The organism is Delftia sp. JD2, from assembly GCF_001682645.1.
Lineage (GTDB): Bacteria > Pseudomonadota > Gammaproteobacteria > Burkholderiales > Burkholderiaceae_C > Comamonas > Comamonas acidovorans.
Genome location: NZ_LFJT01000008.1, coordinates 66,904 through 90,281, shown reverse-complemented (window position 1 = coordinate 90,281; position 23,378 = coordinate 66,904). Strand labels below are relative to the sequence as shown.

Here is a 23,378-nt window from a genome sequence, read left to right as displayed (position 1 = left end):
GCCTGACCTCACTCCTCGTTGGTCCACTCCACCCGCGCGCCCAGGCTGCGCAGGTTCTCGACAAAGTGCGGATGCGCACGGCGAATCGGCGTGGCGTTGCGGATCTCCGATCGACCCTCGATGCTGCTGGCGACCATGAACAGCGCAATCGCCACGCGGATGATGTAGGGGCTCTCCACCACGGCCGGCGTCAGCGGATTGCCGCCAAAGGTGACCACGCGGTGCGGGTCCGAAGAAAACACATGGGCACCGAACTTGGACAGCTCGCCCGTCCAGCCCAGCGCGCCGTCATAGATCTTGTTCCAGAACAGCGCATTGCCCTGCGCATGCACACCCAGAGCAATGAAGATGGGCAGCAGATCCACCGGAAAGTACGGCCAGGGAGCGGCTTCCACCTTGGTGAGCACATTGCTGGTGAAAGGCGTCTGCACCTTCAGCGGCCCCGAGCGCAGCGCGCGCGACCAGCCGTTCTTGTGCTCCACCTGCACGCCAAACTTGGCGAAGGTGCGGTCGATCAGCGGAAAGTTGTCCGGCGTGCTGTTGCGCACCTCCACATCGCCGCCCGTGATCGCGCCCAGCGCGAGAAAGGTGGTGATCTCGTGGAAGTCTTCCTCGAAGGTGAAATCGCCGCCGCCCAGCGGCGCACCGCCGCGCACCGTCAGCCGCGAGGTGCCGATGCCGTCAATATCGGCACCCATCATCACCATGAAGCGGCAGAACTCCTGCACATGCGGCTCGCAGGCCGCATTGGTCAGCATGGACTCGCCCTGCGCAGCCACGGCGCACAGCACGAAGTTCTCCGTGGCCGTGACCGAGGCGTAGTCCAGCCAGTGGCGCACGGCCTTGAGCGGCGCGGCACTGTGGATCAGCAGGGAGCCGCTGGCGCGCTCCACCTCTCCGCCAAAGGAGCGAAAGATGTCCACGTGCGGATCGATCTCGCGCACGCCCAGCGTGCAGCCCTTGACGTTGTCCTCCAGCCGCGCCACGCCAAAGCGCGCCAGCAGCGGCGGCACCAGCATGATGGAAGAGCGCATTTCCTCGGGCAGGCGGTGCGAGGACGCGTCAAAGCGCGTGTCGCGGTGGTGCAGCTGCAGCGTGCGCGTGGCCTCGTCCAGTTGCACCTCGCTGCCCAGCGTGCGGAAGATGTCGAGGATCTTGCGCACATCCGTGATGTCCGGCACGCCATGCAGCCGCAGCGGCTGATCGGTCAGCAGCGTGGCGCACAGAATCGGCAGCACGGCATTCTTGTTGGCGGAGGGAACGACGCGGCCGCGCAAAGGCGTGCCGCCGTGGACGATGAGATTGGACATGGGGTGCAGCGCTAGCAGCGATAGGACAACGCGTGATTCTAGGGTTGCCGGGCTGCCCGCAGGCCTTGCAGCGGCAGCACACGCCCGCTGTTTCAACAGGTTTCGTATCCAGGCCGCCTACCCGACAACAAAGCGTCAGCCTCAGCCCTGCACTTCGTGCCCGTAGACGATGAAGCCCCGGTGCTCGGCCACCTGGTCATACAGCGCGCGGCCCGCCTCGTTGGAGGACTGCGTCTGCCAGTACACGCGGCGCGCTCCCGCCTGCGCAGCCTGCGCATAGACCGCACGGATGAGCGACTTGCCAATGCCCTGCTTGCGCCGCCGCGCATCGGCAAACAGATCCTGCAGATAGCACACCGGCTCCAGCCGCGTGGTGCTGCGATGAAACAGGTAGTGCGCCAGGCCGACCAGCTCACCCTCGCTCTCCGCCACGAGCGCAAACACCGGCTCCAGCGGATTGAGGAAGCGCTCCCAGGTGGCCTGTGTGATGCCTTCGGGCAGCGCCGTCTCGCCAGCGCGCCCATAAAAGGCGTTGTAGCCCTGCCAGAGAGGAAGCCATTGGTGGTGATCCGCCTGTGTGACAGGCCGGATCTGAAGCGGAGGAACAAGGGACGACATGGAACTCCTGGCAGACAAATGAAATGGGGACCAGGAATTCTAGGCACGGCAAGCCGCCGCAAAGAGGCTTGCAGGCCACTCCTCGCACCTCTGCGAGGCCTGAGGACGCAGCGCACAGCGCGTCCGCAAAACACATACACGGCGTACAGGCGCGGCCTACATGCGACCTCAGCCTTGGCCCGCACAGAAACACCGCGCAACCAATTGAAATAGAGCCCGTAGGAGAGCACGTACCCAGAAACCTCTCCAAATCATGTGACGGAGATACAAGATGAGTCGAGTCGTTCCGACAGAAAGCTTCAACCCGGACCCGGATGCCCGCTACCACCGCAGCCTGCTGGAAGCCTTTCCCGTGTGCGGCAGCCAGCCTTTGCTGCTGCGCATGGAGCCACGCTCGCCCCTGGGGCGCCTGTACGCGCGGGGCTTGCGCGCCTTGCGGGCCGCATTCGCCACCGAACTGCCGAGAACTTTCTGATGCGACACCTCTTCCTCGTTTTTCTGTGGTCCGCCATCTGCGCCATTTCCTTTGCCGTGGCAATGCTGGCCAGCCCCATGCTCAGCCACGCCATCTGACCGTGCTGCCAGCGCGCGTGCCGTTGCCTGCACCACGCCCATAAAACCATCGGCCATCGCCTTGTCCGTCTCCAATGCGGCTTTATCCGACTCTGGATGCAAATGCCTGCCGCCTACACTGCGCCAGTCCATTTGCTTACAAAGGAATTGCCCGTGAAGAAAAGCACATTGCAGATTCGTCCCGTCGTGGGCGCATTGCTGGTGGGATTTGCCGGGCTTGCAGCCCTTTCCAGCGCCTGGGCCTGTACCCGCCTTGTCTATTTGGGTGCGAATGGCCAGGTCGTGACGGCGCGCTCCATGGATTGGAAAAGCGACATCCTCAGCAATCTATGGGTACTGCCGCGCGGCATGGAGCGCAGTGGCAAGGCCGGCCCCAATTCCCTGCGCTGGACTTCCAGGTACGGCAGCGTTGTCACCTCGGGCTATGACGTGTCCACCACCGATGGAGTCAATGAGGCCGGCCTGAATGCCAACCTGCTATGGCTCGTGGAATCCCAATACCCCGATTTCGGCGCAGGCAGCAAACCCGGCCTGACCATTGCGGCCTGGGCGCAATATGTGCTGGACAACTTCGCCACCGTGAAGGAAGCCGTCGCGGCCCTGGAGAAAGAGCCCTTCACCATCGTCTCGGACAACGTGCCCGGAGAGAACCGCCTGACGACGCTGCACCTCTCGATGTCCGACGCCAGCGGCGACAGCGCGATCGTCGAATACATCAACGGCCAGCAGGTGATACACCACGGCCGTGAATACCAGGTCATGACCAACTCGCCGACCTTCGATCAGCAGCTGGCCCTGAACGCCTATTGGAAGCAAGTGGGCGGCACCACCATGCTGCCCGGCACCAACCGGGCCGCCGACCGCTTTGCCCGAGCATCGTTCTACGTCAACGCCATCCCCAAAAGCCCGGACCCCAACAAGGCGCTTGCCAGCGTCTTCAGCGTGATCCGCAACGCCTCGGTCCCCTACGGCCTGAATACGCCGGAGGAGCCCAATATCTCCTCCACCCGCTGGCGGACCGTGTTCGATCACCAGCGCAAGCTCTATTTCTTCGAGTCGGCCCTGACACCGAATACCTTCTGGGTGGACCTCAAGGCACTGGACTTCAGCAAGCAAACAGGCAAGGTGCTCAAGCTAGACCTGGGACCGGATCAGGACCACACATTCTCGGGCGATGCCACGCGGAATTTTCAGGAATCGGCACCGTTTGAGTTTCTCGGATTGTGAGAATCAACTTCAGGCACAGGCCATGGGCTCGCGCACTGCTGCCTCAATGTTGATTTCGCTTTGTGCTTTGCATAGGAAAAGGCCTCGCATTAATTCGAGGCATTTTTCCATTGAAAATCAAAAATAGCAGAGCTAATTTCCATTGATTAATACCATGATGGTTTATTGACATTCAACTGGAAAAATAAAATCCAATAATCTCAAGCTCAATACATTTGAATTTTCTATTGATTTATTTATATCAATATATAAACAACATCATAACGGTTCCTACAAGCCTAAATCAAGCAATTCATCAATAGACAATATTCAAGCCATCACATAGCATCGCGCTCGCAAAATATATTCATCAAGGGATGAGGAAAAATGCGAGCAACAACATCGAATCAACAAAGATGGATCACGCCTGGGCCTGAACTGCGCAAGGGCATATTGAATGCGCGTCTTCTGGCAGCTTGCGCTGCGTGTCTGGCCCCTGCGGCCTGGGCGGCGCCCTGCGTCAGCGGAACGGTGTACACCGCCGCTGGCGGACCCCAGGTTTGCACCGTACCTGCAGGCATCACGACCATGACCGTCACCCTCATCGGCGGTGGCGGCGGGGGCGTTCTCAGCTCATCCATGGTGACAGGAGGAAACGCCGCCGTTGGCACAGGCAGCTTGGCAGTGACTCCTGCCAACAACCTCCTGATCAGCGTCGGTGGCGGAGGCGCCACTGGAGGGCCTGTCGGCGCAGGGGGCGGTGGAAGCAGCAGCATCATCGACGCATCCGCCCTCACCGTTCTGGCCGTGGCGGGCGGCGGAGGCGGCGCCGGCCGCAACGACACCGCTGGAGTTTCCGGTGGCAATGCGGGAGTGGGCGTCGGAGGTGGCAACGGCAGCAACGGAACGATGGGCAACCCGGCACACACCGGTGGCGCAGGCGGCACGGTGGCTGGCACGGGCGGGGCCGGTGGCATTGGCACCGATGGCACGGGAGGCGCTGGCGGCAGCACCAGCAGCAGGGACGGCAGCACGGCCACAGGCAATGACGGAGGCGGCAGCGGCAGCGGTGTGGGTCCTGCAGGACCAGGAGCCAGTGGCGCCAGCGCCGGCAGCATGGGCCCCGGTTTGGGCGGTGGCGGCGCTGGCGGCGGAGGAGCCGGCGGCTACAACGCCGGTGGCGGCGGCGGCGGCTACGGGGGTGGCGGCGGCGGCGGCGGGAACGCAGGCAACGCTGGCGACATAGGCGGCGCTGGCGGTGGAGGCAGCAGCTACGGCGCCGGAATCACATTCGCAGCAGCCACCAGCGGAGCCGGCATGGGCGGCGCAGGAAATTCGAATGGTGCGGACGGATCCGTTCTGATCACCTTCGCTCCCCCAATCGCGTCAGCCCAGGCCATCCCCACGCTTGGCGAATGGAGCCTGCTGCTGCTGTCGGGCCTGCTGGCCTTGGTCGGCGTAGCCAGAACGCGGCGCCAGCACTGAGGCATGCGCGCCGCCAGCGTTGATGCAGCCCCGACTCAAAAAACAAGGCCCGCAACTGCGGGCCTTTTCTTCGTCTGCCTGTCTACAGGCGGCGCGCGGCGATCTGCAGGCGCTCGGCCAGCGTGGGCTTTGCAGCCAAACGCTCTGCCGTTCCCAGCACACCATCGCGGCCCGTTACCGCCCGCGCTATCAGTGCCGTGCCCAGCGCACCACTCACAACACGGCCCATGCCACTTTCCGTCCGCCGGGCGTGGCGCAGAGCCAATAGGCCAGCACCGAGCACCAGCCAGTGCTCTCCCGTGAATCCCTTGCGAGAGTCATCCCACTTGCGCAGGTCCTGGATCTTTTCTGAAATCGCCATTCATTGCTCCTGTTTCTTCAGAGCTTGCATGGTGCCCCGCCAGCGGGCTGCAGGCTGTCGGTCCCTGAGCAAGATTCCGGTGGCGAGAGTCCTACGGGCGCGTTGTGGGGGGGCCAGCCCCTGTAGTCCAGCTCAATGCGCTCCCACTGGGGGGCTTGCTTCTGTTCCTTGCTCATCCTGCCGAACGTGGCAGGCTTGGGACGGCACCGTCATCTCTGCGGGGCGGCTCGTCGGGTGCTGTCGCACAATGCGCCCGATCGTCTGGTAGCCTGTATGCGAACGGGGCGATATGCGCCTCCTAGAAAGGACCTGCATGCTTTCCAGAATTTGCACAGCTGCATTTGTCGCCTGCCTCACGGTCGTGCAAGTGCCAGCGATGGCTCAGGCGGATGTTCCCTCTACTGCGGTGAACTTCAAGAAAGGCACGTCGAGCGCCACCGTCCAGGGCAAGCTCCAGGGCAACAAGGTGGAGACGCGCGACTACGTGGTGCGCGCGGGCGCCGGGCAGACGATGACCGTGCAGATGGAGACGAAATCCACCTCGACCTACTTCAACGTGCTCCCACCTGGCAGCGATGAAGCGCTGTTCCGCGGCGAAATGGCAGACGCGCCCACTTGGACCGGCGCCTTGCCCGCCAGCGGTGACTACCGTGTGCGAGTCTTCCTCAATCGTGCGGCCGCCCGGCAGGGCAAGTTGTCCGCGTACACGCTCAAAATTTCAGTCGTGAATTGAAGTGGCGCCGCGCCCGCAGACAGCGCGGGCACGCAGCACTATCTGCGTATGAAAAACCTTCCTCGCATCGCACTGGCGGCTCTGCTCGCTCTGCCGATTGCCTCCTTTGCCCAGTCGAGCGTGCAGGTAGGGTTCTCACCCGAAGGTTCCGCCCGCAAGTTGGTGCTGGACACAATCGCCAGCGCCAAGACAAGCATTCAGGTGCTGGCCTACGCCTTCCAGGCTCCTGACATCGCACAGGCACTTGTGGCTGCTCAACAGCGCGGCGTGGACGTGCGCATCGTCGTGGACAAGAAACGCAATGAAGGCAAGACGAGCAAGGCCGCGATGGACCTGGTCGTGCGCGGCGGCGTACAGCTGCGCACCAACGATCATTTCCACATCCACCATGACAAAGCAATGATTGTGGATGGCGATGCAGTAGAAACCGGCTCCTTCAACTACGCGCCGTCAGCCGAGACTGCCAATTCCGAGAATGTAGTGGTCATTCGCGGCATGCCTCAGGTCTCCCTGCAGTACGTGGCGCACTGGCAGTCTCGATGGGATCTTGGCGTTCCCTACAAGCCACGCTGAATGTCAGGTGGCGTGCTGCCCAGTCTTAGCCGATACCGCAGCACTGGCTTACGAGCTGGCAGCCCCGTGAGCCGACTTTCCACCTGGCCCTCACGCACTAGGTACTGCAATGCCCAATCAATTTCCCCCTTGCTGCGGCCCAGAAAGGACCCGCTCGGAATGGAAAACCCATCGCCCGGGGGCCTGGCGCAGAAACCGCAGCAGCACGTCAGTGCCACTGCCCGGGCGACTGACGCCTTGAGGGCGCGGATTGCTGCGCCGCGTGCCCTCTTCCTGCTGCCGGCCTTCCAACTGGCCAGCCATCCAATCCGTGCAGTTCAAGCGGGGCCACCTTCTTGTTTTTGCATGTCGCCGCGGCTCATCTTCGCGGTCTTTATTTCCAAGATGGTCATCTTTCAAACATCCAGAATTGGCGTGGCATTGAGCAGGCCCAGCGTCCACAGCGGCGCGGTCGTGGGCATCGATGTTGACCACCTGGGCCATCGAGCGCGACCGCGCTCTGCAGGCGCAGATGGATGTGAAGCTGGAACTGACCAAGGCGCGCAAGCGCGGGCTGCGTTGGGCCACGGTCTTCGGCTCGGGCACGACCTGGTGCTGGTCGATGACCGCCACAGTGGCTGAGCGCGGCCTTGCCTCGGCCAGCGCGGGCCTCCAGGCGCTGCTCGCGCCAGCTCGTGGGCAGCGTGGGGCCCATGCCAAGGCCTCCCCACCCATCATGATCCTGCGCCCGGCCGGGCCGGCCATCGGCGGTGCTCTGGGGGGTCTGGGGCATGCATTACCTCACGGATGGAGCCCCGTCGAGGCTGTCAGGCTTGGCACGACGTGCTGATGCCCGCGAACTGAGGCTTCACACTGTCGGCTGATAGCAAAGTGCGTTCGCCTACAAGAGAAGCCTCTCAGCAACCCTACTTTGTCGCGGCCAGTTGGCTGATTCTCTGCATTGCGTTGTAGATTTCGCCGGCCATATACGAAGAAATCTTTTCACTGCTCACACCAGGAACGATGGCAGCGCTCCCCTTCTCAGCGGAAGCGCTCCAATGCAGATTGAACAAAAGCTCCTTCATATCGGCAGACTCCATTACATCAGACATCAGCCCGTGAAATTCCGTAATGACCTCCATACGTTTCTCGCCATCCTTCGCCAGCTTGCAAAGCTGCTGAAACCAAGATGCTCGACGCAGGTATTCTAGGAATTCAAGTACTTCCGGTTGATATACATCCTCCTGCCCATCAACCAAAAACTCTTTCCCTGGCGCAAATGTATCACGATAACGGAGAAGCTCCTGTAGCTCATCAGCATTGATGTCAAAATCCAGCGCTGCCAACTTCTTGCGCGGCACCTTTAGCCAGCGTAGTTTCACTTCATGTACATCGCTCGCAATGCGCTGCGGAACCTGGCTCACACCCTTCTCATACATCTGGATATCCTGAACAAGGAGAGGGCGTTTCCCGATCAGGGAGGTTTTTGCCTCCTCACAAGCGCGGATGATCCAGTAAGATTGATCCTTGTCTTTGGCACTGAAGCCCGTGGAACTCCGGGCAATTAACTGAATATTTTCCGCCATTTCCCAAGCCACCACCGCCCAATAGCGGTGATCTGTCAGCTTCTCTCGGGAAGGCGATTCGTCATGAATATACTCGTTCCATGGACCGCTGGGCACAGCCCCAATGGCAGTCACTACTGCGGTTTTTTCACGGGTTCCCAGCCATCCATAGCCATGAGCCTTGCCCCCCTCGAAAACACATAGAGCGTAGTCTTTACTGCTCTCCTCTGATTCAAAACGGACGAGGCTTCCATCTCGTACAAAAGAAGCCAGAGCTTCAAACTGTTCGGATACCTGTTTGGTTATTTTATCAACATCAATCTCATCAATTATCAGCAGAGTTTTTTGATATTTTCCATGCCAGCCAATAGCTGCCATTGCGGCATCCAACGGCATATCCTCGGTTATCCATCCCTTGTCCTGCAGAAGCTTGGAAATCTCCTTGCCTTGCTTCTTGGCAATCCTGATGTTGATTTCAGTCTGACGAAAAGCGATGCCCATTGCCAATTTCCTCTGAATATTTATCGCAAGCCTTGACACAGCTTCAGGCGCACGCATGAAACGCCCTCCCAGGCGCATGCGTTCAAGTTACGAACGCAGCTTCCCGCAGACGGAATATAGCCTCAGAGTACCCTCCGGAAGTTGACGCTTTGTCCAGTCATCAACCACTCGCAGATCTATTCTCAAGCGAAGTCAGCTATTCAGAACCTATCATTCCTCGGGCTCGAAGGAGTTCGACAACTTGACTCTCAGTCATGCTGTACTTCTTGGCCGTCGCGGTGATGGCTTCAGGTGACATGGCGCCCCGCACAGCCGAAGCCCGACCGGCTTTGTCGCCCCGAGTGCGCTTCACTTCTGCGGTGTTGAACTTCACCGGCCCCTCGTCCACGTCCCTGATGTTGGGGTTGTCGGCCATGAACTCCTGGAAGCGCCGCTCCCTGTCCATGTCGCGCTTCACAGTGTCCTTTTCCCCCGGAAGACGAGCCGGGGTCGTTTCACCAATGCCTTCTGCACCTTCACCGGGTCGTAGTCGTATTTGGCCTTGGCGTTGTCGGCACCAGCGGTCGGCACGATGCCCGCGCGCACACCGGGGATCTTGGTTTCCGAGATGGATGGCGCAGCCTCTCTTACGAGGGCTTCGCGGATGCTGGTCAGCTCTCGCTTCTGCTTGAGGCTCTCGGCTTTCTCCTGCATGTTGAGCCCGGGTGCTGCCGCAGCGAGTGCGTCGGCCTCGGCTGCACGCTGGTCGGCATCTTCAGCTCGGCGGTCCGCTTTCAACTGCAGCTGATTGCGGAACTCGTCCTGGCTGTATTGAAAGAGCGCGCCGGGATTCTCCAGAGACTGAAGCATGGCCAATGTCTGCGGCCCGCATCAGAAGAACATGGCCTCAGCGGACATGCCGGCGCCCAAGATGGCGCCCGCCCCTGCGCCGCTGGCGGCCTGGGATTGCTGGTAGGCATTGGGCTGCTGATGTCGCGCAGGGCCTGCCGATAGGCACGCCACGCCTCTGGCACGGGATCGCCCGTCTCCTGGGCGCGCAGCGTCACCCAGTCGCAGGCGGCCACCCGCGACCTGGCCAAGCTGGACAGTGATGGCATCGGCCTGGTGGTGTTCAACTGCCAGGGCGTTGAATCGTTCGCTGGCGTGGACGCCAGCAAGCTGGCCGAAGTCTTCGCTGCCCGTGGCCCACGCAGCTCCACACCTCTGGCAGAAGAGCTGACTGCCGCTATCAAGCTGGCAGGCAAGTCGGACAAGAAGGACTTCGTGATCGTCTTCACCGATGCGTACCCGATGACCGTGCGGCTGCCGCCAAGGTGATCGTGGATGCAGAACGACGATGAACTGACCTTCCTGTTCGTGCAGGTGGTCCACGACCGCGCCGCGACCGACTACCTGCGCGAGCTGGACGACAACCTCAAGGGCGCCAAGTTCGACATCGTGGAAGCCCAGACCGTGGCGGAGGCCGAGTCCTTTGCCAGCACCGCCGACCTCGTACTGGCCGCTATTGGCGATTGACTTATGGTCGATCTCATCCTGCTGACGTTTGTCGGCATATTCGCCACCGGCTTCTGGACCGGCTTCAAGTGCAAACGGCCCTCTGAATTGCTCAAGGCCATGAAGGCCTGGTTCAACTGACTCCCGTGCCCTGGCCAACGCCATCATGCTGGCGCCCTGCCCCAGAACGCCGCCGCGATGGAAAACTACATGACCCTCTCCAAGATCAGTGGCGTTTCACCAATTTACAAGTTGCAAAAAACCAAGTGACCGGGCTGTCGTTGACCATTGTTGGCCGATCAACTCTTGCGCCTACGCCTCAGAAGAAGCCAATACTCATAGTCACTTACAAGCGAACTGGACCTCAGCACCAGCGTACGATGAACCGATCGTGGATGGCTTTGCCGAAGAGCTTTGCACAATCATCTGCTTTCCCTGCTTGGAGCAAAACGCGGCGGCTTCTTTGAGAATCTCCACCTTGGTAGCACTACCGTTGTAGGCCGTCATGTCCTCCTTCTCATACACATAGTTGCCTCCTCCCAAGTCAACGATGCCCGAATTAGTTGCGCAGCCAGCGAGAGAAGCGAGGGCGATGACACTGAGATCCTGCTCAACATGTGCGAGAAGACGCAGTGGCTTGGACGTGCGCCCATTCTCAGCAACTACCGGGAGCCAGCGGTTCGCATTCGGCTCCTGACACGCCAGCAGGCCCGCGCCTTCATCATGGCCTTGCCTCAGGACTGGATGCGGGACATCTGCCGCTTCGCCCTTGCCACTGGCATGCGAAGTGCGGAGATCCTCACGCTGACTTGGTACAAGGTGTATCTCAAGCGCTCGACGGCGTGGGCCAGCGCCAATGCTTCCAAATCGGGTTCCGCGCGAGTGATCCCGCTCAACAGCGAAGCGCTCGACGTGCTGAACGCGCGCCCCAAAGGCGTCAACGTCTTCACGCGGCCTACCGGGGCACCTGTGAAGCAGGTCGATGCGCGAGAATGCTTGCCCGGGCCTTCGCCGCAGCCGGTGTCGAGAATTTCCGCGTCCATGACCTGCGGCACACCTGGGCGAGCTGGCATGTCCGATCCGGCACACCCCTGTTCGTACTGAAGGAGCTGGGAGGCTGGAAGACGCTGGAAATGGTGAAGAAATATGCCCTGGCGCCGGAGCATCTGGCCCAGTACGCAAACGCGGTCATGTTTTAGTCAGAGCAGACCCCCGACGACAAGAAAAAAGCCCCTACGCTTGTGGCGTAAGGGCTTGATTTCGTTGGTATTTAGTTGGTGGGTCCTGCGAGATTCGAACTCGCGACCAACGGATTAAAAGTCCGCTGCTCTACCGACTGAGCTAAAGACCCGAACCACGCTTTGCATGCATCAGATGCTGCTTAGCGAAGACATAGATTCTAGCACCAAAATTTACGCTTCAATTCTTGATGCGGCTCAGTTGATCGATGACCCAGCCTGCGGCGCACTGGCCGAAGGTGGCGGTGACGGCCACTACCGAGCCGTAGCCGTGGCAGTTCAGCGTGCCGTCGCCTTCGATGGCGCAAGAGGCATCGGGCGGGGCGACGGCCTCGCGGCTGAAGACGCAGGCGATGCCGATGCGCTTGCCTTCCTTGGGTGCGCCGTGCTCGCGGCGCAGGCGGTAGCGCAGTTGGGCCAGCAACGGGTCGTGCGTGGTGGCGCTGAGGTCGTCGATATCGACCTTGTGAGCCAGGCGCTTGCCGCCCGCTGCACCCACGGAGATGAAGCATTGCCGCGTGGCGCGCGCATGGGCGGCCATGGCGGTCTTGGCCTTGACCTGGTCGCAGGCGTCGATGACGGCGCCGGCGCCCGGGGGCAGCAGGCGCAGCCAGTTGTCCGGGTCAACGAAGTCGTCGATGCAGTGCACGCGGCAGGCGGGGTTGATCTGGGCGATGCGCTCGCGCATGGCCTCGATCTTGGCCTGGCCCACGGTGGTGGTGAGTGCATGGATCTGGCGGTTGATGTTGGACTCGGCGACATGGTCCATGTCGATGAGGGTGAGTTCACCCACGCCGCTGCGCGCCAGCGCCTCGGCGGTCCAGGAGCCCACGCCGCCGATGCCCACCACGACAACATGCGCGGCGCGGATGCGCGCGGCGCCCGGCACGCCATACAGGCGCTCCAGGCCGCCGAAGCGGCGCTGCAGGTCGGCATCAGAAAAAACAGCGCCTGCTTCAGGCGCTGTCTTGTCTTCTTCCGGAAGGGATGAAGAAGCCGTGTCGTTCATCACTTGAGGCTGGCGAGACGGTTCTTGGCCGCAGCCGTGGCTTCGGCATTCGGATAGGCCTTGATCAGGTCTTCCAGCGTCTTGCGCGCGCCCTTGGTGTCCTTCATCTCGATCTGGCAGTTGGCGATGGACAGTGCCGCCTCCGGCGCCCGGCCGTGCATAGGAGCTGCTGCCAGCAGCGCGCGGAAGTTGGTGATCGCGTCCTTGTAGTTGCGATTGGCGTACTGCGCGTTGCCCAACCAAAAGCGTGCCGAGGGCACGTAGCCGCTCTTGGGCCACTGGTTCAGGAAAGACGAGAACGCCGTGCCGGCTTCGGCAAAGCTGCCTGCGCGGAACTGCGCCAGGGCGGCTTCGAAGTCGCGCTTCTCTGCCGGGTCGGCCGCGAATTCCTGGCCGTCCACCGTCACCGTGACGGGCTCAAACTGGCGCAGGCGCTCGTCCACGCCCTTGGCGATGTCGCGCTGGCCGCGCTGCAGCTCGGCCACATCGCGCAGCAGCTGCTCGTTCTGGCCGCGCAGCTTGGCTTGCTCGGACTTGAGCTGCTCGATCTGCGACTGCAATTCGAGCAGGCCACGGCGCGTTTGCGAGCTTTCCTCGGTCATGCGCTGCTGCGACTGCTGCATGCTGTCGACGCGCTGGCGCATTTCCAGGATGGCGCGGCGCGCCTCGTCATCGCCGAACAGTGCGGCATGGCCGCTGGCGGCGTAGCCGGCCATCAGGCCGGCCGCCAGCAGCGTGCGCAGCGCGGTGCGATGCAGGATCGGGGAGCGCTGCATGTTCATCAACGGTAGGACAGTTCAGCGCGGCGGTTTTGCGCGTAGGCGTCTTCGGAATGGCCTTCGGAGGCAGGCTTTTCCTTGCCGTAGCTCACGGCTTCCATTTGCGCATCGCTGACGCCCAGCAGGCCCAGCGAGCGGCGCACGGCTTCGGCGCGCTTTTGGCCCAGGGCCAGGTTGTATTCGCGGCCGCCGCGCTCGTCGGTGTGGCCTTCGATCTGGACCTTGCGAGCGGAAGATGCCTTCAGGAAGCGTGCATGGGCTTCGATCTGGGGCTGGGCATCGGCCTTGACGACGTAGCTGTCGAAGTCGAAGTAGACGACGCGGCTGACGCCCTGGGGACCTGCCTTGTCGGCGGCCGAGCCGGTCAGGTCCACGCCCGAGATGCCGCTTTGCGAGGTGCTGCCGGTGCCGGCGCCGCTGCCCTGGCCCGTGCTGGTGGCGCCCGCGTCGGTGACCGGGGTTTCGTCAAGTTTGACGCCCGAGCTGCAACCTGCCATGAGTGCGGTGACTGCAAGTGCCAGGGAAAGTCGTTTGATGGTGATCATGAAAAATCTCCGTATGTCCGGGTGGACTTCGTGCTGAGTTGACTGGTTGACTGAAAAGAAATCGGGGAAGCCGGATATCACTGGCGCTGGAACGGACCCCAGTCGGGCTCGCGGATGTCGCCGCCCTGCCCTGCCAGCCGTGCCTTGATCTTGCCGTCGAGCGTGGTGGTCATCAGGGATTCGCGGCCCTGCTGCAGGGTGGCGTAGACGATCAGGCGGCTGTTGGGGGCGAAGCTGGGGCTTTCGTCGGCCGTGGTGTCGGTGATGGCATTCACTGTGCCGGTGCCCAGGTCCATGACGTGGAGCTTGAAGCCCCCGCCCACGCGCGAGACGTAGGCAAGCCACTTTCCATCGGGGCTGACGCTGGGCGAGATGTTGTAGTTGCCGGTGAAGGTGACGCGTTCCGCACTGCCACCCGAGGCCGGCACCTTGTAGATCTGCGGAGCACCGCCACGGTCGCTGACGAAGTAGATGGAGCGGCCGTCGCTGGAAAAGTTCGGCTCGGTGTCGATGCCGCTGCTTTGCATCAGTCGGCGCGGCTCGCCGCCCTGGGCGCTGATCAGGTACAACTGCGAGCCGCCATCGCGGCTGAGCGTGACGGCCAGGGAGTTGCCGTCAGGCGACCAGGCCGGTGCGCTGTTGGAGCCCCGAAAGTTGGCAACCAGGCGCCGGCGGCCACTGGCCACATCGTGTACATAGACCACGGGCTTGCGCGATTCGAAGGACACGTAGGCCAGCTGCGTGCCGGTGGGCGACCAAGCGGGCGAGATGATGGGTTCCGGGCTGGACAGGGCCGACTGGGCGTTCTCGCCATCGGCATCGGCCACCCACAGGCGGTAGTTGCTGCCCGCCTTGGTCACGTAGGCGATGCGTGTGGAGAACACGCCCTTCTCGCCCGTGAGTTTCTCGTAGATGTAGTCGGAGATGCGGTGGGCCACCAGGCGCAGGTCGCCGGTGGTGACGGCAAAGCCCTGGCCCCCCAGGTCCTGGCCCTTGACCACGTCCCAGAGGCGAAAGCGCACGTCGTAGCGGCCATCGGCCAGGCGCGTGATGCTGCCCACGGCCAGCGAGTCAGCGCTCTTTTGGCGCCACATGGCAACGTCGGGGCGTGAGGTTTCGTCCAGTTGCACGCCGGCCGTGTCCACGGCGCGGAATTGACCGCTGCGCTCCAGGTCAGCCTGGATGATGGCCGAGATCTTCTGGGGCGCCTGCCCTTCTCCCTTGAATGCTGCAATGGCGATGGGCAACTGGGTCAGGCCCACGCCCGTCACTTCGACGCGGAACTGGGCCAGCGCGGGAATTGCGGGGGTTGAGGCGAGAGCGGCCAGCAGGGTTCGGCGCGAAGTGCGCGGCACGGCCGCCAGGGAGGAGGGAGAAAGGAGTCGGTCAATAGTCATTGGCATTCATCAATATCTACGGGAAGACCCCGGTACTTGCACAGGTGCGAATGTTACACACACTGGATGCGTCACGATGTAAGAACGTGCACTGTAGGGTCTGTCGGCCCAGGCTTTCTCGATCCCCGCCAGCCGCATCAGTTCCCCATGAGGCAGCCCCAGGCAAGCCCGCCGTAAAATCCGCGCTTCATGCAAGCACCATCCTCACCGCCGCCGGCCCCTGCGCCGTCCGCCGCACCGGCGGCCCTTGATCTCGCCAGCACCCTGACCCTGTCGCAGCGCCTCAAGCGCCTGTCACCCTACTTTGGTGGCCAGCGCCTGGCCTGGACGCTGGCCGTGGCTGCCACGCTGGTGGGCGCGGTCACCGAGCCATTGATCCCTGCCCTGCTGCAGCCGCTGCTGGACAGCGGCTTCACCGACGGCACGCTGCCACTGTGGTCGGTGCCGCTGGCCATCATCGGCGTGTTCCTGGTGCGGGGCCTGTCGCAGTTCGTGGGCCAGTACGCGCTGGCGCGCATTGCCAACGAGGGCATGCTGGCGCTGCGCAAGCGCCTGTTCGAGCGGCTGCTGGCGGCCGATATGGCGCTGTTCTCGCGCCAGTCGGCCTCATCGCTGTCCAATACCGTGGTCTATGAGGTGCAGACCGGCTCCACGCTGCTGGTGCAGGCCATGCTGGGCATCTCGCGCGACGGTTTCACGCTGGTGGCGCTGCTGGGCTACCTGCTGTATCTGAACTGGCAGCTGACGCTGGTGGTGGCGGCCGTGGTGCCGGGCGTGGCCTGGATCATGAAGACGCTGTCGCGCCGCCTGTACCGCATCACCAAGATCAGCCAGGAGGCCACCGATTCCCTGGCCTATGTGGTGGAAGAGAACGTTCTGGCCCACCGCATGGTGCGCCTGCATGGCGCGCAACAGGGCCAGCAAAAGCGCTTTGGCGGCCTGAGCGGGCAGCTGCGCAAGCTGGCCATCAAGGCTACCATCGCCTCGGCGGCCATGACGCCGCTGACCCAGTTGCTGGCCGCCGCCGCACTGTCGGCCGTGATCTGCATTGCGCTGTGGCAAAGCCGGGGTACGGGCGCTGCTGCGGCCAATGTGCAGGATGTGACGGTGGGCAGCTTTGCGGCCTTCATCACGGCCATGCTGATGCTGATTGCCCCTATCCGACGCCTGGCCGATGTGGCCAACCCCATCACGCGTGGCGTGGCGGCGCTGGAGCGGGGCCTGCATCTGCTGGAGGGCTCGGGCGACGAGACCGGCGGCACGCAGGTGCCAGGCAAGGCGCGTGGCGAGATCGAGTTGCGCGACGTGTCCGTGCAGTTTGGCGAGGACAAGGCACCCGCACTGAGCCATGTGGACCTGCGCGTGCGCCCGGGCGAGGTGGTGGCCCTGGTCGGCCCCTCCGGTGCGGGCAAGACCACGCTGGTGAACCTGCTGCCACGCTTTTTGCAGCCCACGGGCGGCCAGTTGCTGCTGGACGGAACGCCCCTGCCCGAATGGGATCTGGCCGCGCTGCGCCAGCAGTTCGCCATGGTCAGCCAGGATGTGGTGATGTTCAACGACACCATTGCCGCCAACGTGGCGCTGGGCGGGGTGGAAGACGAGGCCCAGCTGTGGGCCGCGCTGGATGCCGCCAATCTGGGCTCCCATGTGCGCGGCCTGTCCAACGGCCTGCAGACGGTGGTGGGCCACAACGCCAGCCAGCTGTCGGGGGGCCAGCGCCAGCGGCTGGCGATTGCGCGGGCGCTGTACAAGGATGCGCCCATCCTGATCCTGGACGAGGCCACCTCGGCCCTGGACAACGAATCCGAGCGCCTGGTGCAGGAGGCGCTGACGCGGCTGATGCAGGGCCGCACGACCCTGGTCATCGCCCACCGGCTCTCGACCATCGAGCATGCCGACCGCGTGGTGGTGATGGAGCGCGGCCGCATTGCCGAGCAGGGCACGCATGCCGAGCTGCTGGCGCGGGACGGCCTGTACGCCCGATTGAGCAGGAATCACACAACCTGATGTGGACAGCAGCGGCACCGGCAGTGCCACCCGCCTGGCTTGCTGCTACCAGCTTCCGCGCGAAGGCTGGGTCTTGCGCTCGGCCTTGATGGCCTTGGTGAGTTTGTCCACCATGTATTGGCGGTCCACCTGCCGGGCAAAGTCGGCTGCGGTGAAGCCACGCTGGTTGCGCAGGATGACGTCGGCGCCCTCGGTGATCAGCAGGTCCACCACGGCTTCGCTGCTGTATTGGGCGGCCAGCATCAGCGGGGTGGTGCCGTTGGGCGAGTCGGCGTCGATGTAGGCGCTGTTGTCCAGCAGCAGCTTGACGATGTCCAGCGTCTTGGGCAGGTCGGCCGAGGTGGCGTAGTGCAGCGGTGTCCAGCCAGGGCGGTTGACATCGGCGCCCCGGCGTATGAGTTCCTTGGCCAGGTCCAGGTGGCCTTTGATGCAGGCCATCATCAGCGGCGTTTCGCCCTGCTGGGAGGCCTCGTTGACCTTGATGCCCGGGGATTTGAGCAGCACGTCGAACACGCCCAGCGAGCCCTGGTGCAGGGCCGCTACCAGGCCCGGGCGGCCGCGCGTGTCGCGGGTGTTGGGGTCGAAGCCGCGAAAGATCAGGTTGACCATGGCGCGCTCGTTGTCGCTGATGATGGCGCGCACATAGTCGTCGTACTGGCTGGCATGCGCCAGCCCGCCGCTGGCTGCGGCCAGGGCCACCACGGCCTGGCCGGCCTGGGCCAGCCAGTGGCGCCGGCGCACGTCCACGCCCATGCCCACGCGGCCACTGGCCGCAGCATTCAGTCGCATGCGACAACCCCCTTGAAAAGCTGGTCGAAGTTGGCACTGGTCAGGGCCGCCACGTCCTCCACGGCCATGCCGCGCACCTGTGCAATCTGCTGGGCCACGTACGGCACATACGACGGATTGTTGGTCTTGCCGCGATAGGGAACGGGCGCCAGGTAGGGGCTGTCGGTCTCGATCAGCAGGCGGTCGGCCGGCACGAAGGCGGCCACGTCGCGCAGGTGCTGGGCGTTCTTGAAGGTGACGATGCCCGACATGGAGATGTAGTAGCCCAGGTCCAGCGCCGCACGCGCGACCTCCATGGTTTCGGTGAAGCAGTGGAACACGCCGCCGGCCTGGCCTGCCGAGCCGTCCTCGCCTTCTTCGCGCAGGATGGCCAGCGTGTCATCAGAGGCACTGCGCGTGTGGATGACCAGGGGCTTTTGCGTCTGGCGCGCCGCACGGATGTGCACGCGAAAGCGCTCGCGCTGCCATTCCAGGTCGGCAATGGTGCGCCCGCCCTTGCGGTCTTCCATGCCGTAGTAGTCCAGGCCCGTTTCGCCGATGGCCACCACGCGCGCCAGGGCGGCGCGCTCGACCAGGTCGGCCACGCTGGGCTCGGTCATGTGTTCCGTATCGGGGTGCACGCCCACCGTCGCCCAGAAATTGTCGTGGTCCAGCGCCAGCTGGTGCACGTCGCCGAATTCCTCCATCGTGGTGCAGATGCACAGCGCACGCGTGACGCGCGCGGCCGCCATGGCCTCGCGGATCTCGGGCAGGCGGCTTTGCAGCTCGGGGAAATTCAGATGGCAGTGGGAATCGGTAAACATGGAATCTCGTGGTTCAGAAACAGGCATGCCGACCGGAGAGCATTTCCTCCGTGTCGGCATGCGGGCAGAGGCAGGCGCAGGACTCAGACCGTCTGCGTGGCCTTGTCCGATGCCAGGGCCGAGCCCAGGATGTTCTCGATCTTGGCCTTGAGCTCGGCGGACTTCTCGTCCTTGGGGAACTGTATGCCTATGCCCTGCGTGCGGTTGCCCGAGGCGCGCGCGGGCGTGATCCACGCCACGCGGCCGGCCACGGGATAGCGCTGCGGCTCGTCGGGCAGGGTCAGCAGCACGTAGACATCATCGCCAAGACGGTACTCACGCTGCGTGGGCACGAAAACGCCCCCTTCGGCGAACATGGGAATGTAGGCGGCGTACAGCGCGGCCTTTTCCTTGATCGCCAGTTGCATCACGCTGGGACGGGGTGTGGTGGGTGCGGTGCTCATGGATGGTTTGCAGACATTGGTTCGGTGAGCGGCCGGCGCGATCGGCACCGGGCCCAGGGCTGTAGGTTAACAGGACGGGCTTTCATGTGGCGAAAAGCACCCAGCCGCGCTGCTGCACTGCCGCCACGCCCCGCTCCGCGCCTCATCCCCGGCGCTGACGGGCAGGCTGGCCGGACATGAGCACGCGCCGGGCCTCGGCGGCCAGGGCCTCGGTCATGAGTCCGGCGTTGAAGGGGTGGTCCGCCGTGCGCGCAGCCTGGGCCAGGGCGCGTGACCATTCGGCCAGCAGGCCCATGTCCAGCGGCCGTGACGGCAGGTCGGCCGGCGTGAAGTAGCGCGGCGCGGCGCCTGCGGCCAGGGCCATCAGGTCGTGGCAGATCTTCTGCAAGGCCTCCACGGCATGGGGCGGAGCATAGGCGGCCAGGGCCGCCACATCGCCCTTGGCCAGCGCGCGCGGCAACTGGGACCATGCGGCCATGTCCTTGCCGCCACCGCTGTGCGCCAATGCCAGCGCGTCGCCAGGCCGCCCGCCTGCGGCGCGCAGCGCCACGTCGGCCGCTTCCGGGGCCACGCCCTGCCCCTGCAGCCAGTCCAGGGCCTCTTGCTGATCGGGCCAGGCCATGGTGTGGGTCAGGCAACGGCTGCGGATGGTGGGCAGCAGCTGGTGGGCCGCCTCGCTGGCCAGCACGAAGCGGGCATCGCCCGGCGGCTCCTCCAGCGTCTTGAGCAGCGCATTGGCCGTGATGGCGTTCATCTGCTCGGCCGGGTAGACCAGCACGGCCTTGCCGAGCCCGCGCGCGCTGGTGCGCTGGCAGAACTCCACGGCGTCGCGCATGGCCTCGACACGGATTTCCTTGCTGGGCTTGCGTTTCTTGTCGTCGATGTCGGCCTGGGCCTTTTCGGGCAGCGGCCAGCCCAGCGCCATCATCTGCACCTCGGGCATGAGCACGCACAGATCGGCATGGGCGCGCACGTCGATGGCGTGGCAGCTGCCGCAGTGGCCACAGGCCCCCTGGGGCGACGGCGATTCGCACAGCCAGGCGCGCACCAGCGACAGCGACAGCGCGTACTGGCCCAGGCCGGAAGGCCCCTGCAGCAGCCAGGCGTGGCCGCGCTGGGCCAGCAGGCGCGTGCGTTGCCCGGCGATCCAGGCGGTGTCGGTCTCGGCCGGTTGTGGCAGGGCCTCGCTCATGCGGCACCTGCCTGTCCGCCGACCATGATGGCCAGCCAGCCCCGGCGCACCATGACCTGCGTGATCTGCTGCCAGACCGCATGCCGGCTGGCGTTGGAGTCGATGCGCGCAAAGCGCTGGGGCGCGGCGGCAGCGCGCGCCGCATAGCCCTGGGCCACGCGTGCGAAAAAGCTGCCGGGCTCGGACTCGAAGCGGTCCGGGACACGGGCCGAGGCCAGGCGCTCGGCGGCCACCTCGGCGGGCAGGTCGAACCAGAGCGTCAGGTGGGGCTCGCGCAGCAGATCGGGCTGGGGGGCGGTGCCCGTCTGCACCATACGCTCCAGCGTGGCCAGCGGCTGCAGGTCGAAGCCCCGGCCCGCGCCCTGGTAGGCAAAGGTGGCATCGGTGAAGCGGTCGCAGAGCACGACTTCGCCGCGCGCCAGCGCGGGCTCGATCACCTGCACCAAGTGGTCGCGTCGCGCGGCAAAGGCGATCAGAGCCTCGGTCAGCGGGTCCATGGCGTCGTGCAGCATCAGCGCGCGCAGCTTTTCGGCCAGCGGCGTGCCGCCGGGCTCGCGGGTGAGCGTCACCGTGCGGCCCTGGTCACGGAAAGCCTGGGCCAGCGACGCGATGTGCGAGGACTTGCCGGCGCCATCGATGCCTTCGAAGCTGATGAACAGGCCGGCGGGAGTTGCAGTGGTCATATGGAAAGAGAGGATACGCAAGCGCTGTGCAGAGCGCAGCAGCCCTGGGGGAATATCTCAGGGCTTTTGCCCAGGGCTTTGCTGGCCGCGCTGGTAGCGGTTCACGGCGCGGTTGTGCTCGTCCAGCGAGGCACTGAAATGGCTGGTGCCATCGCCACGCGCCACAAAGTACAGCGCCTTGGTCTGTCCGGGCTGCACGGCGGCCATGAGGGCGGCCTTGCCGGGCATGGCGATGGGCGTGGGCGGCAGGCCCGCGCGGGTGTAGGTGTTCCAGGGAGTATCGGTCTGCAGGTCGCGGCGGCGCAGGTTGCCATCGAATTTCTCGCCCAGGCCGTAGATCACGGTGGGATCGGTCTGCAGCAGCATGCCGATGCGCAGGCGGTTGCTGAAGACACCGGCAATCTGTGCGCGATCGGCCGCGCGGCCGGTTTCCTTCTCGACGATGCTGGCCAGGACCAGCGCTTCGTCGGGCGTCTTGAGCGGCGTGTCGGCCGAGCGCAGCGCCCAGACATCGGCCAGGCGCCGGTCCATGGCGTGCAGGGCGCGGCGCAGCACGGCCAGGTCGGAGCTGCCCTTGGCATAGGTATAGGTATCGGGGAAGAAGCGGCCCTCGGGCGCCACGCCCGCGCGGCCCAGGGCCTGCATGAGGGCAGCGTCGTCCATGCCTGCGCTTTCCTGGCGCAGGAATTCCTCGCGGGCCAGGGCGGCGCGCACCTGGCGCCAGTTCCAGCCTTCCACCAGGGTCAGGGCCTTGAGCGATTCCTCGCCGCGCGCGAGTTTTTGCAGCAGCACATAGGGCGTCAGGCCCGTGGTCAGCTCATAGTTGCCGGCCTTGATCTGCCGGTCCTGCCCCGAGACGCGGAACCAGGCGTACAGCAGCCGCGCATCGGTCTGCACGCCGGCCTTGACCACTTCGCGGGCCACGCCACGCGGCGTGGTGCCGGGCTCGACCTCCAGCTCCAGCGTGGGCTGGGCCAGCGGCAGCGGCTGGTTCAGCCACCACCAGCCGGCACCGGCCAGCACGGCGGCCAGCACCAGCAACATCATCAAAGCGCGAAAGATAAAGCGCACAACCTCGGTCCAAGCAAGCAATAGAGCGGCTGATCATAATTCAGCCATGACCCAGCCTTTACTGAACGGCATTGCTTCCGTTTCCCATCTCGGCGTGATACGCGCCCTCGGCGAAGACGCCGCCCAGTTCCTGCATGGACAGCTGACCAACGACTTCGCGCTGCTGGATCTGCAGCATGCGCGTCTGGCGGCGTTCTGCACGGCCAAGGGGCGCATGCTGGCCAGCTTCATCGGCTTCAAGCGCAGCAAGGACGAGATCCTGCTGCTGTGCGACCGCAGCCTGCTGGCACCCACGCTCAAGCGCCTGTCCATGTTCGTGCTGCGCGCCAAGTGCAAGCTCAGCGACGCCACGGCAGAATTCACGCTGCACGGGCTGGCTGGCGATGCCGCCGCGCAGGCCCTGGGCCGGACAGCCGTGCCCTGGTCCAAGACCGATGACGGCGACGCCAGCCTGATCGCCCTGTACCCGGCCGCCGGCCAGCCGCGCGCCCTGCGCGTGGCGCCCGTGGGCGCGCCCCTGCCCGAAGGCCCTGCACTCAGCGAGGCCGACTGGCTCTGGAGCGAAGTCGCCAGCGGCATTGCCACGCTGTCGGCGCCTGTGGTGGATGCCTTTGTGCCGCAGATGCTCAACTACGAATCGGTGGAGGGCGTGAATTTCAAGAAGGGCTGCTACCCAGGCCAGGAAGTGGTGGCCCGCAGCCAGTTCCGGGGCACGCTCAAGCGCCGCGCCTACCTTGCCCATGCACAGCAGCCGCTGGCCACCGGCATGGAGGTCTTCACGCCCGAGGACCTGGAGCAGGCCACCGGCACCGTGGTCCAGGCCGCCCCGGCGCCTGGCGGGGGCTGGGACGCCATCGTCTCCATGCAGACCAGCTCGGCCGACCAGCCCCTGCTGGCTCATGCCGCCCTGGGCGAAGGCCAGCGCGCCGATGCCGCACAGGCCGTGGCGCTGCAGCTCAAGCCCCTGCCCTACGCGTTGCGCGAGGACATCTGAGATTTGAGCCTTGCACCGCCTGAGCTGCAT

The 23,378-nt window shown here is 64.4% G+C and carries 29 protein-coding genes, 1 tRNA gene and 1 pseudogene; 12 read left to right on the top strand and 19 right to left on the bottom strand.

Going from position 1 to position 23,378, the window contains the following annotated elements; all coding sequences use genetic code 11:
* Nucleotides 1–8 precede the first annotated feature (8 nt).
* Both ACM14_RS06735 and ACM14_RS06730 read right to left on the bottom strand, forming a co-directional pair.
* Complete coding sequence (locus ACM14_RS06735; protein ID WP_013802678.1) at nucleotides 9–1,310, bottom strand: UDP-N-acetylglucosamine 1-carboxyvinyltransferase; 1,302 nt, start codon at nucleotides 1,308–1,310, stop codon at nucleotides 9–11.
* A 141-nt stretch (nucleotides 1,311–1,451) separates the two neighbouring features.
* A complete protein-coding gene (locus ACM14_RS06730) occupies nucleotides 1,452–1,928 on the bottom strand; it encodes a GNAT family N-acetyltransferase (protein WP_012205305.1) in 477 nt (158 codons plus the stop codon).
* Between the two features lie 271 nt (nucleotides 1,929–2,199).
* On the opposite strand from ACM14_RS06730, the gene ACM14_RS06725 reads away from it, so the two are divergent.
* The 3 genes from ACM14_RS06725 to ACM14_RS32610 all read left to right on the top strand — a co-directional run bounded on the left by ACM14_RS06725 (nucleotide 2,200) and on the right by ACM14_RS32610 (nucleotide 5,192).
* A complete protein-coding gene (locus ACM14_RS06725; protein WP_065345695.1) occupies nucleotides 2,200–2,403 on the top strand; it encodes a hypothetical protein in 204 nt (67 codons plus the stop codon).
* 251 nt (nucleotides 2,404–2,654) lie between these two features.
* Nucleotides 2,655–3,728 carry a linear amide C-N hydrolase gene (locus ACM14_RS06720; RefSeq protein WP_065345731.1) on the top strand — a complete coding sequence of 358 codons (1,074 nt, stop codon included), beginning with the start codon at nucleotides 2,655–2,657 and terminating at the stop codon, nucleotides 3,726–3,728.
* A gap of 567 nt (nucleotides 3,729–4,295) precedes the next feature.
* A complete protein-coding gene (locus ACM14_RS32610; RefSeq protein ID WP_302621856.1) occupies nucleotides 4,296–5,192 on the top strand; it encodes an IPTL-CTERM sorting domain-containing protein in 897 nt (298 codons plus the stop codon).
* An 82-nt stretch (nucleotides 5,193–5,274) separates the two neighbouring features.
* On the opposite strand, the gene ACM14_RS06710 is transcribed toward ACM14_RS32610, so the two are convergent.
* The gene (locus ACM14_RS06710; protein ID WP_034392940.1) at nucleotides 5,275–5,553 is read right to left on the bottom strand and encodes a hypothetical protein; all 279 of its coding nucleotides are present in this window, start codon (nucleotides 5,551–5,553) and stop codon (nucleotides 5,275–5,277) included.
* Nucleotides 5,554–5,866: 313 nt separating this feature from the next.
* Between ACM14_RS06710 and ACM14_RS06705 the strand changes: the two genes are divergently transcribed.
* The 3 genes from ACM14_RS06705 (at nucleotide 5,867) to ACM14_RS06695 (ending at nucleotide 7,688) form a co-directional block, all read left to right on the top strand.
* Nucleotides 5,867–6,286 carry a hypothetical protein gene (locus ACM14_RS06705; protein WP_065345693.1) on the top strand — a complete coding sequence of 140 codons (420 nt, stop codon included), beginning with the start codon at nucleotides 5,867–5,869 and terminating at the stop codon, nucleotides 6,284–6,286.
* A gap of 48 nt (nucleotides 6,287–6,334) precedes the next feature.
* On the top strand, nucleotides 6,335–6,859 hold the full coding sequence (locus tag ACM14_RS06700) for a phospholipase D family protein (protein WP_065345692.1): 525 nt from the start codon (nucleotides 6,335–6,337) through the stop codon (nucleotides 6,857–6,859).
* Between the two features lie 463 nt (nucleotides 6,860–7,322).
* Complete coding sequence (locus ACM14_RS06695) at nucleotides 7,323–7,688, top strand: hypothetical protein (protein WP_065345691.1); 366 nt, start codon at nucleotides 7,323–7,325, stop codon at nucleotides 7,686–7,688.
* A 76-nt stretch (nucleotides 7,689–7,764) separates the two neighbouring features.
* On the opposite strand, the gene ACM14_RS06690 is transcribed toward ACM14_RS06695, so the two are convergent.
* The 4 genes from ACM14_RS06690 to ACM14_RS32720 form a co-directional block, all read right to left on the bottom strand.
* Nucleotides 7,765–8,904, bottom strand: coding sequence for a hypothetical protein (locus ACM14_RS06690; RefSeq protein WP_254662010.1), 1,140 nt, complete (start codon nucleotides 8,902–8,904; stop codon nucleotides 7,765–7,767).
* A gap of 196 nt (nucleotides 8,905–9,100) precedes the next feature.
* Complete coding sequence (locus ACM14_RS06685; protein WP_139093385.1) at nucleotides 9,101–9,319, bottom strand: hypothetical protein; 219 nt, start codon at nucleotides 9,317–9,319, stop codon at nucleotides 9,101–9,103.
* 38 nt (nucleotides 9,320–9,357) lie between these two features.
* Nucleotides 9,358–9,753, bottom strand: coding sequence for a hypothetical protein (locus ACM14_RS06680; protein ID WP_065345689.1), 396 nt, complete (start codon nucleotides 9,751–9,753; stop codon nucleotides 9,358–9,360).
* Nucleotides 9,678–10,001 carry a phage tail assembly chaperone gene (locus ACM14_RS32720; RefSeq protein ID WP_084027321.1) on the bottom strand — a complete coding sequence of 108 codons (324 nt, stop codon included), beginning with the start codon at nucleotides 9,999–10,001 and terminating at the stop codon, nucleotides 9,678–9,680. Before ACM14_RS32720 ends, ACM14_RS06680 begins: the two co-directional genes overlap by 76 nt.
* A gap of 7 nt (nucleotides 10,002–10,008) precedes the next feature.
* Between ACM14_RS32720 and ACM14_RS06675 the strand changes: the two genes are divergently transcribed.
* The gene (locus tag ACM14_RS06675; RefSeq protein ID WP_065345688.1) at nucleotides 10,009–10,221 is read left to right on the top strand and encodes a hypothetical protein; all 213 of its coding nucleotides are present in this window, start codon (nucleotides 10,009–10,011) and stop codon (nucleotides 10,219–10,221) included.
* A 6-nt stretch (nucleotides 10,222–10,227) separates the two neighbouring features.
* Nucleotides 10,228–10,419, top strand: coding sequence for a hypothetical protein (locus ACM14_RS06670; protein ID WP_065345687.1), 192 nt, complete (start codon nucleotides 10,228–10,230; stop codon nucleotides 10,417–10,419).
* Nucleotides 10,420–10,740: 321 nt separating this feature from the next.
* Here the strand turns inward: ACM14_RS06670 and ACM14_RS32020 are convergent, their stop codons facing one another.
* Nucleotides 10,741–10,905, bottom strand: coding sequence for a hypothetical protein (locus ACM14_RS32020; protein ID WP_175403245.1), 165 nt, complete (start codon nucleotides 10,903–10,905; stop codon nucleotides 10,741–10,743).
* Between the two features lie 108 nt (nucleotides 10,906–11,013).
* On the opposite strand from ACM14_RS32020, the pseudogene ACM14_RS32715 reads away from it, so the two are divergent.
* Nucleotides 11,014–11,259, top strand: a pseudogene (locus tag ACM14_RS32715) (site-specific integrase); the annotation flags it as partial.
* Nucleotides 11,260–11,390: 131 nt separating this feature from the next.
* Complete coding sequence (locus ACM14_RS06665; protein WP_254662009.1) at nucleotides 11,391–11,597, top strand: tyrosine-type recombinase/integrase; 207 nt, start codon at nucleotides 11,391–11,393, stop codon at nucleotides 11,595–11,597.
* A gap of 76 nt (nucleotides 11,598–11,673) precedes the next feature.
* On the opposite strand, the gene ACM14_RS06660 is transcribed toward ACM14_RS06665, so the two are convergent.
* The 5 genes from ACM14_RS06660 to tolB form a co-directional block, all read right to left on the bottom strand.
* Nucleotides 11,674–11,749 (bottom strand) — tRNA-Lys (locus ACM14_RS06660).
* Between the two features lie 68 nt (nucleotides 11,750–11,817).
* On the bottom strand, nucleotides 11,818–12,645 hold the full coding sequence (locus ACM14_RS06655) for a ThiF family adenylyltransferase (RefSeq protein ID WP_065345686.1): 828 nt from the start codon (nucleotides 12,643–12,645) through the stop codon (nucleotides 11,818–11,820).
* Nucleotides 12,645–13,427 (bottom strand): tol-pal system protein YbgF, encoded by a 783-nt coding sequence (gene ybgF, locus ACM14_RS06650; protein WP_012205234.1) that lies wholly within the window; start codon nucleotides 13,425–13,427, stop codon nucleotides 12,645–12,647. The genes ACM14_RS06655 and ybgF overlap by 1 nt, the downstream gene beginning before the upstream one ends.
* On the bottom strand, nucleotides 13,427–13,969 hold the full coding sequence (pal, locus tag ACM14_RS06645) for a peptidoglycan-associated lipoprotein Pal (RefSeq protein ID WP_013802696.1): 543 nt from the start codon (nucleotides 13,967–13,969) through the stop codon (nucleotides 13,427–13,429). Before pal ends, ybgF begins: the two co-directional genes overlap by 1 nt.
* A gap of 77 nt (nucleotides 13,970–14,046) precedes the next feature.
* Nucleotides 14,047–15,366, bottom strand: a complete 1,320-nt coding sequence (gene tolB, locus ACM14_RS06640) for a Tol-Pal system beta propeller repeat protein TolB (protein ID WP_013802697.1) — start codon at nucleotides 15,364–15,366, stop codon at nucleotides 14,047–14,049.
* A 189-nt stretch (nucleotides 15,367–15,555) separates the two neighbouring features.
* Here tolB and msbA point away from each other — a divergent pair, with 189 nt between their 5' ends.
* Nucleotides 15,556–17,373 (top strand): lipid A export permease/ATP-binding protein MsbA, encoded by a 1,818-nt coding sequence (msbA, locus tag ACM14_RS06635; protein WP_013802698.1) that lies wholly within the window; start codon nucleotides 15,556–15,558, stop codon nucleotides 17,371–17,373.
* A gap of 45 nt (nucleotides 17,374–17,418) precedes the next feature.
* On the opposite strand, the gene ACM14_RS06630 is transcribed toward msbA, so the two are convergent.
* The 6 genes from ACM14_RS06630 to mltG all read right to left on the bottom strand — a co-directional run bounded on the left by ACM14_RS06630 (nucleotide 17,419) and on the right by mltG (nucleotide 22,354).
* Nucleotides 17,419–18,162 carry an ankyrin repeat domain-containing protein gene (locus ACM14_RS06630; protein ID WP_065345685.1) on the bottom strand — a complete coding sequence of 248 codons (744 nt, stop codon included), beginning with the start codon at nucleotides 18,160–18,162 and terminating at the stop codon, nucleotides 17,419–17,421.
* Nucleotides 18,153–18,965 (bottom strand): TatD family hydrolase, encoded by an 813-nt coding sequence (locus ACM14_RS06625; RefSeq protein WP_034392844.1) that lies wholly within the window; start codon nucleotides 18,963–18,965, stop codon nucleotides 18,153–18,155. The genes ACM14_RS06630 and ACM14_RS06625 overlap by 10 nt, the downstream gene beginning before the upstream one ends.
* Nucleotides 18,966–19,048: 83 nt before the next feature.
* Nucleotides 19,049–19,408, bottom strand: a complete 360-nt coding sequence (locus tag ACM14_RS06620) for a PilZ domain-containing protein (RefSeq protein WP_012205228.1) — start codon at nucleotides 19,406–19,408, stop codon at nucleotides 19,049–19,051.
* A gap of 142 nt (nucleotides 19,409–19,550) precedes the next feature.
* Complete coding sequence (locus ACM14_RS06615) at nucleotides 19,551–20,600, bottom strand: DNA polymerase III subunit delta' (RefSeq protein WP_065345684.1); 1,050 nt, start codon at nucleotides 20,598–20,600, stop codon at nucleotides 19,551–19,553.
* Nucleotides 20,597–21,283 (bottom strand): dTMP kinase, encoded by a 687-nt coding sequence (tmk, locus tag ACM14_RS06610; RefSeq protein WP_012205226.1) that lies wholly within the window; start codon nucleotides 21,281–21,283, stop codon nucleotides 20,597–20,599. The genes ACM14_RS06615 and tmk overlap by 4 nt, the downstream gene beginning before the upstream one ends.
* 57 nt (nucleotides 21,284–21,340) lie before the next feature.
* Complete coding sequence (mltG, locus tag ACM14_RS06605) at nucleotides 21,341–22,354, bottom strand: endolytic transglycosylase MltG (RefSeq protein WP_084027324.1); 1,014 nt, start codon at nucleotides 22,352–22,354, stop codon at nucleotides 21,341–21,343.
* A gap of 46 nt (nucleotides 22,355–22,400) precedes the next feature.
* Between mltG and ACM14_RS06600 the strand changes: the two genes are divergently transcribed.
* Nucleotides 22,401–23,348 carry a folate-binding protein YgfZ gene (locus ACM14_RS06600; protein ID WP_065345683.1) on the top strand — a complete coding sequence of 316 codons (948 nt, stop codon included), beginning with the start codon at nucleotides 22,401–22,403 and terminating at the stop codon, nucleotides 23,346–23,348.
* Nucleotides 23,349–23,378 lie beyond the last annotated feature (30 nt).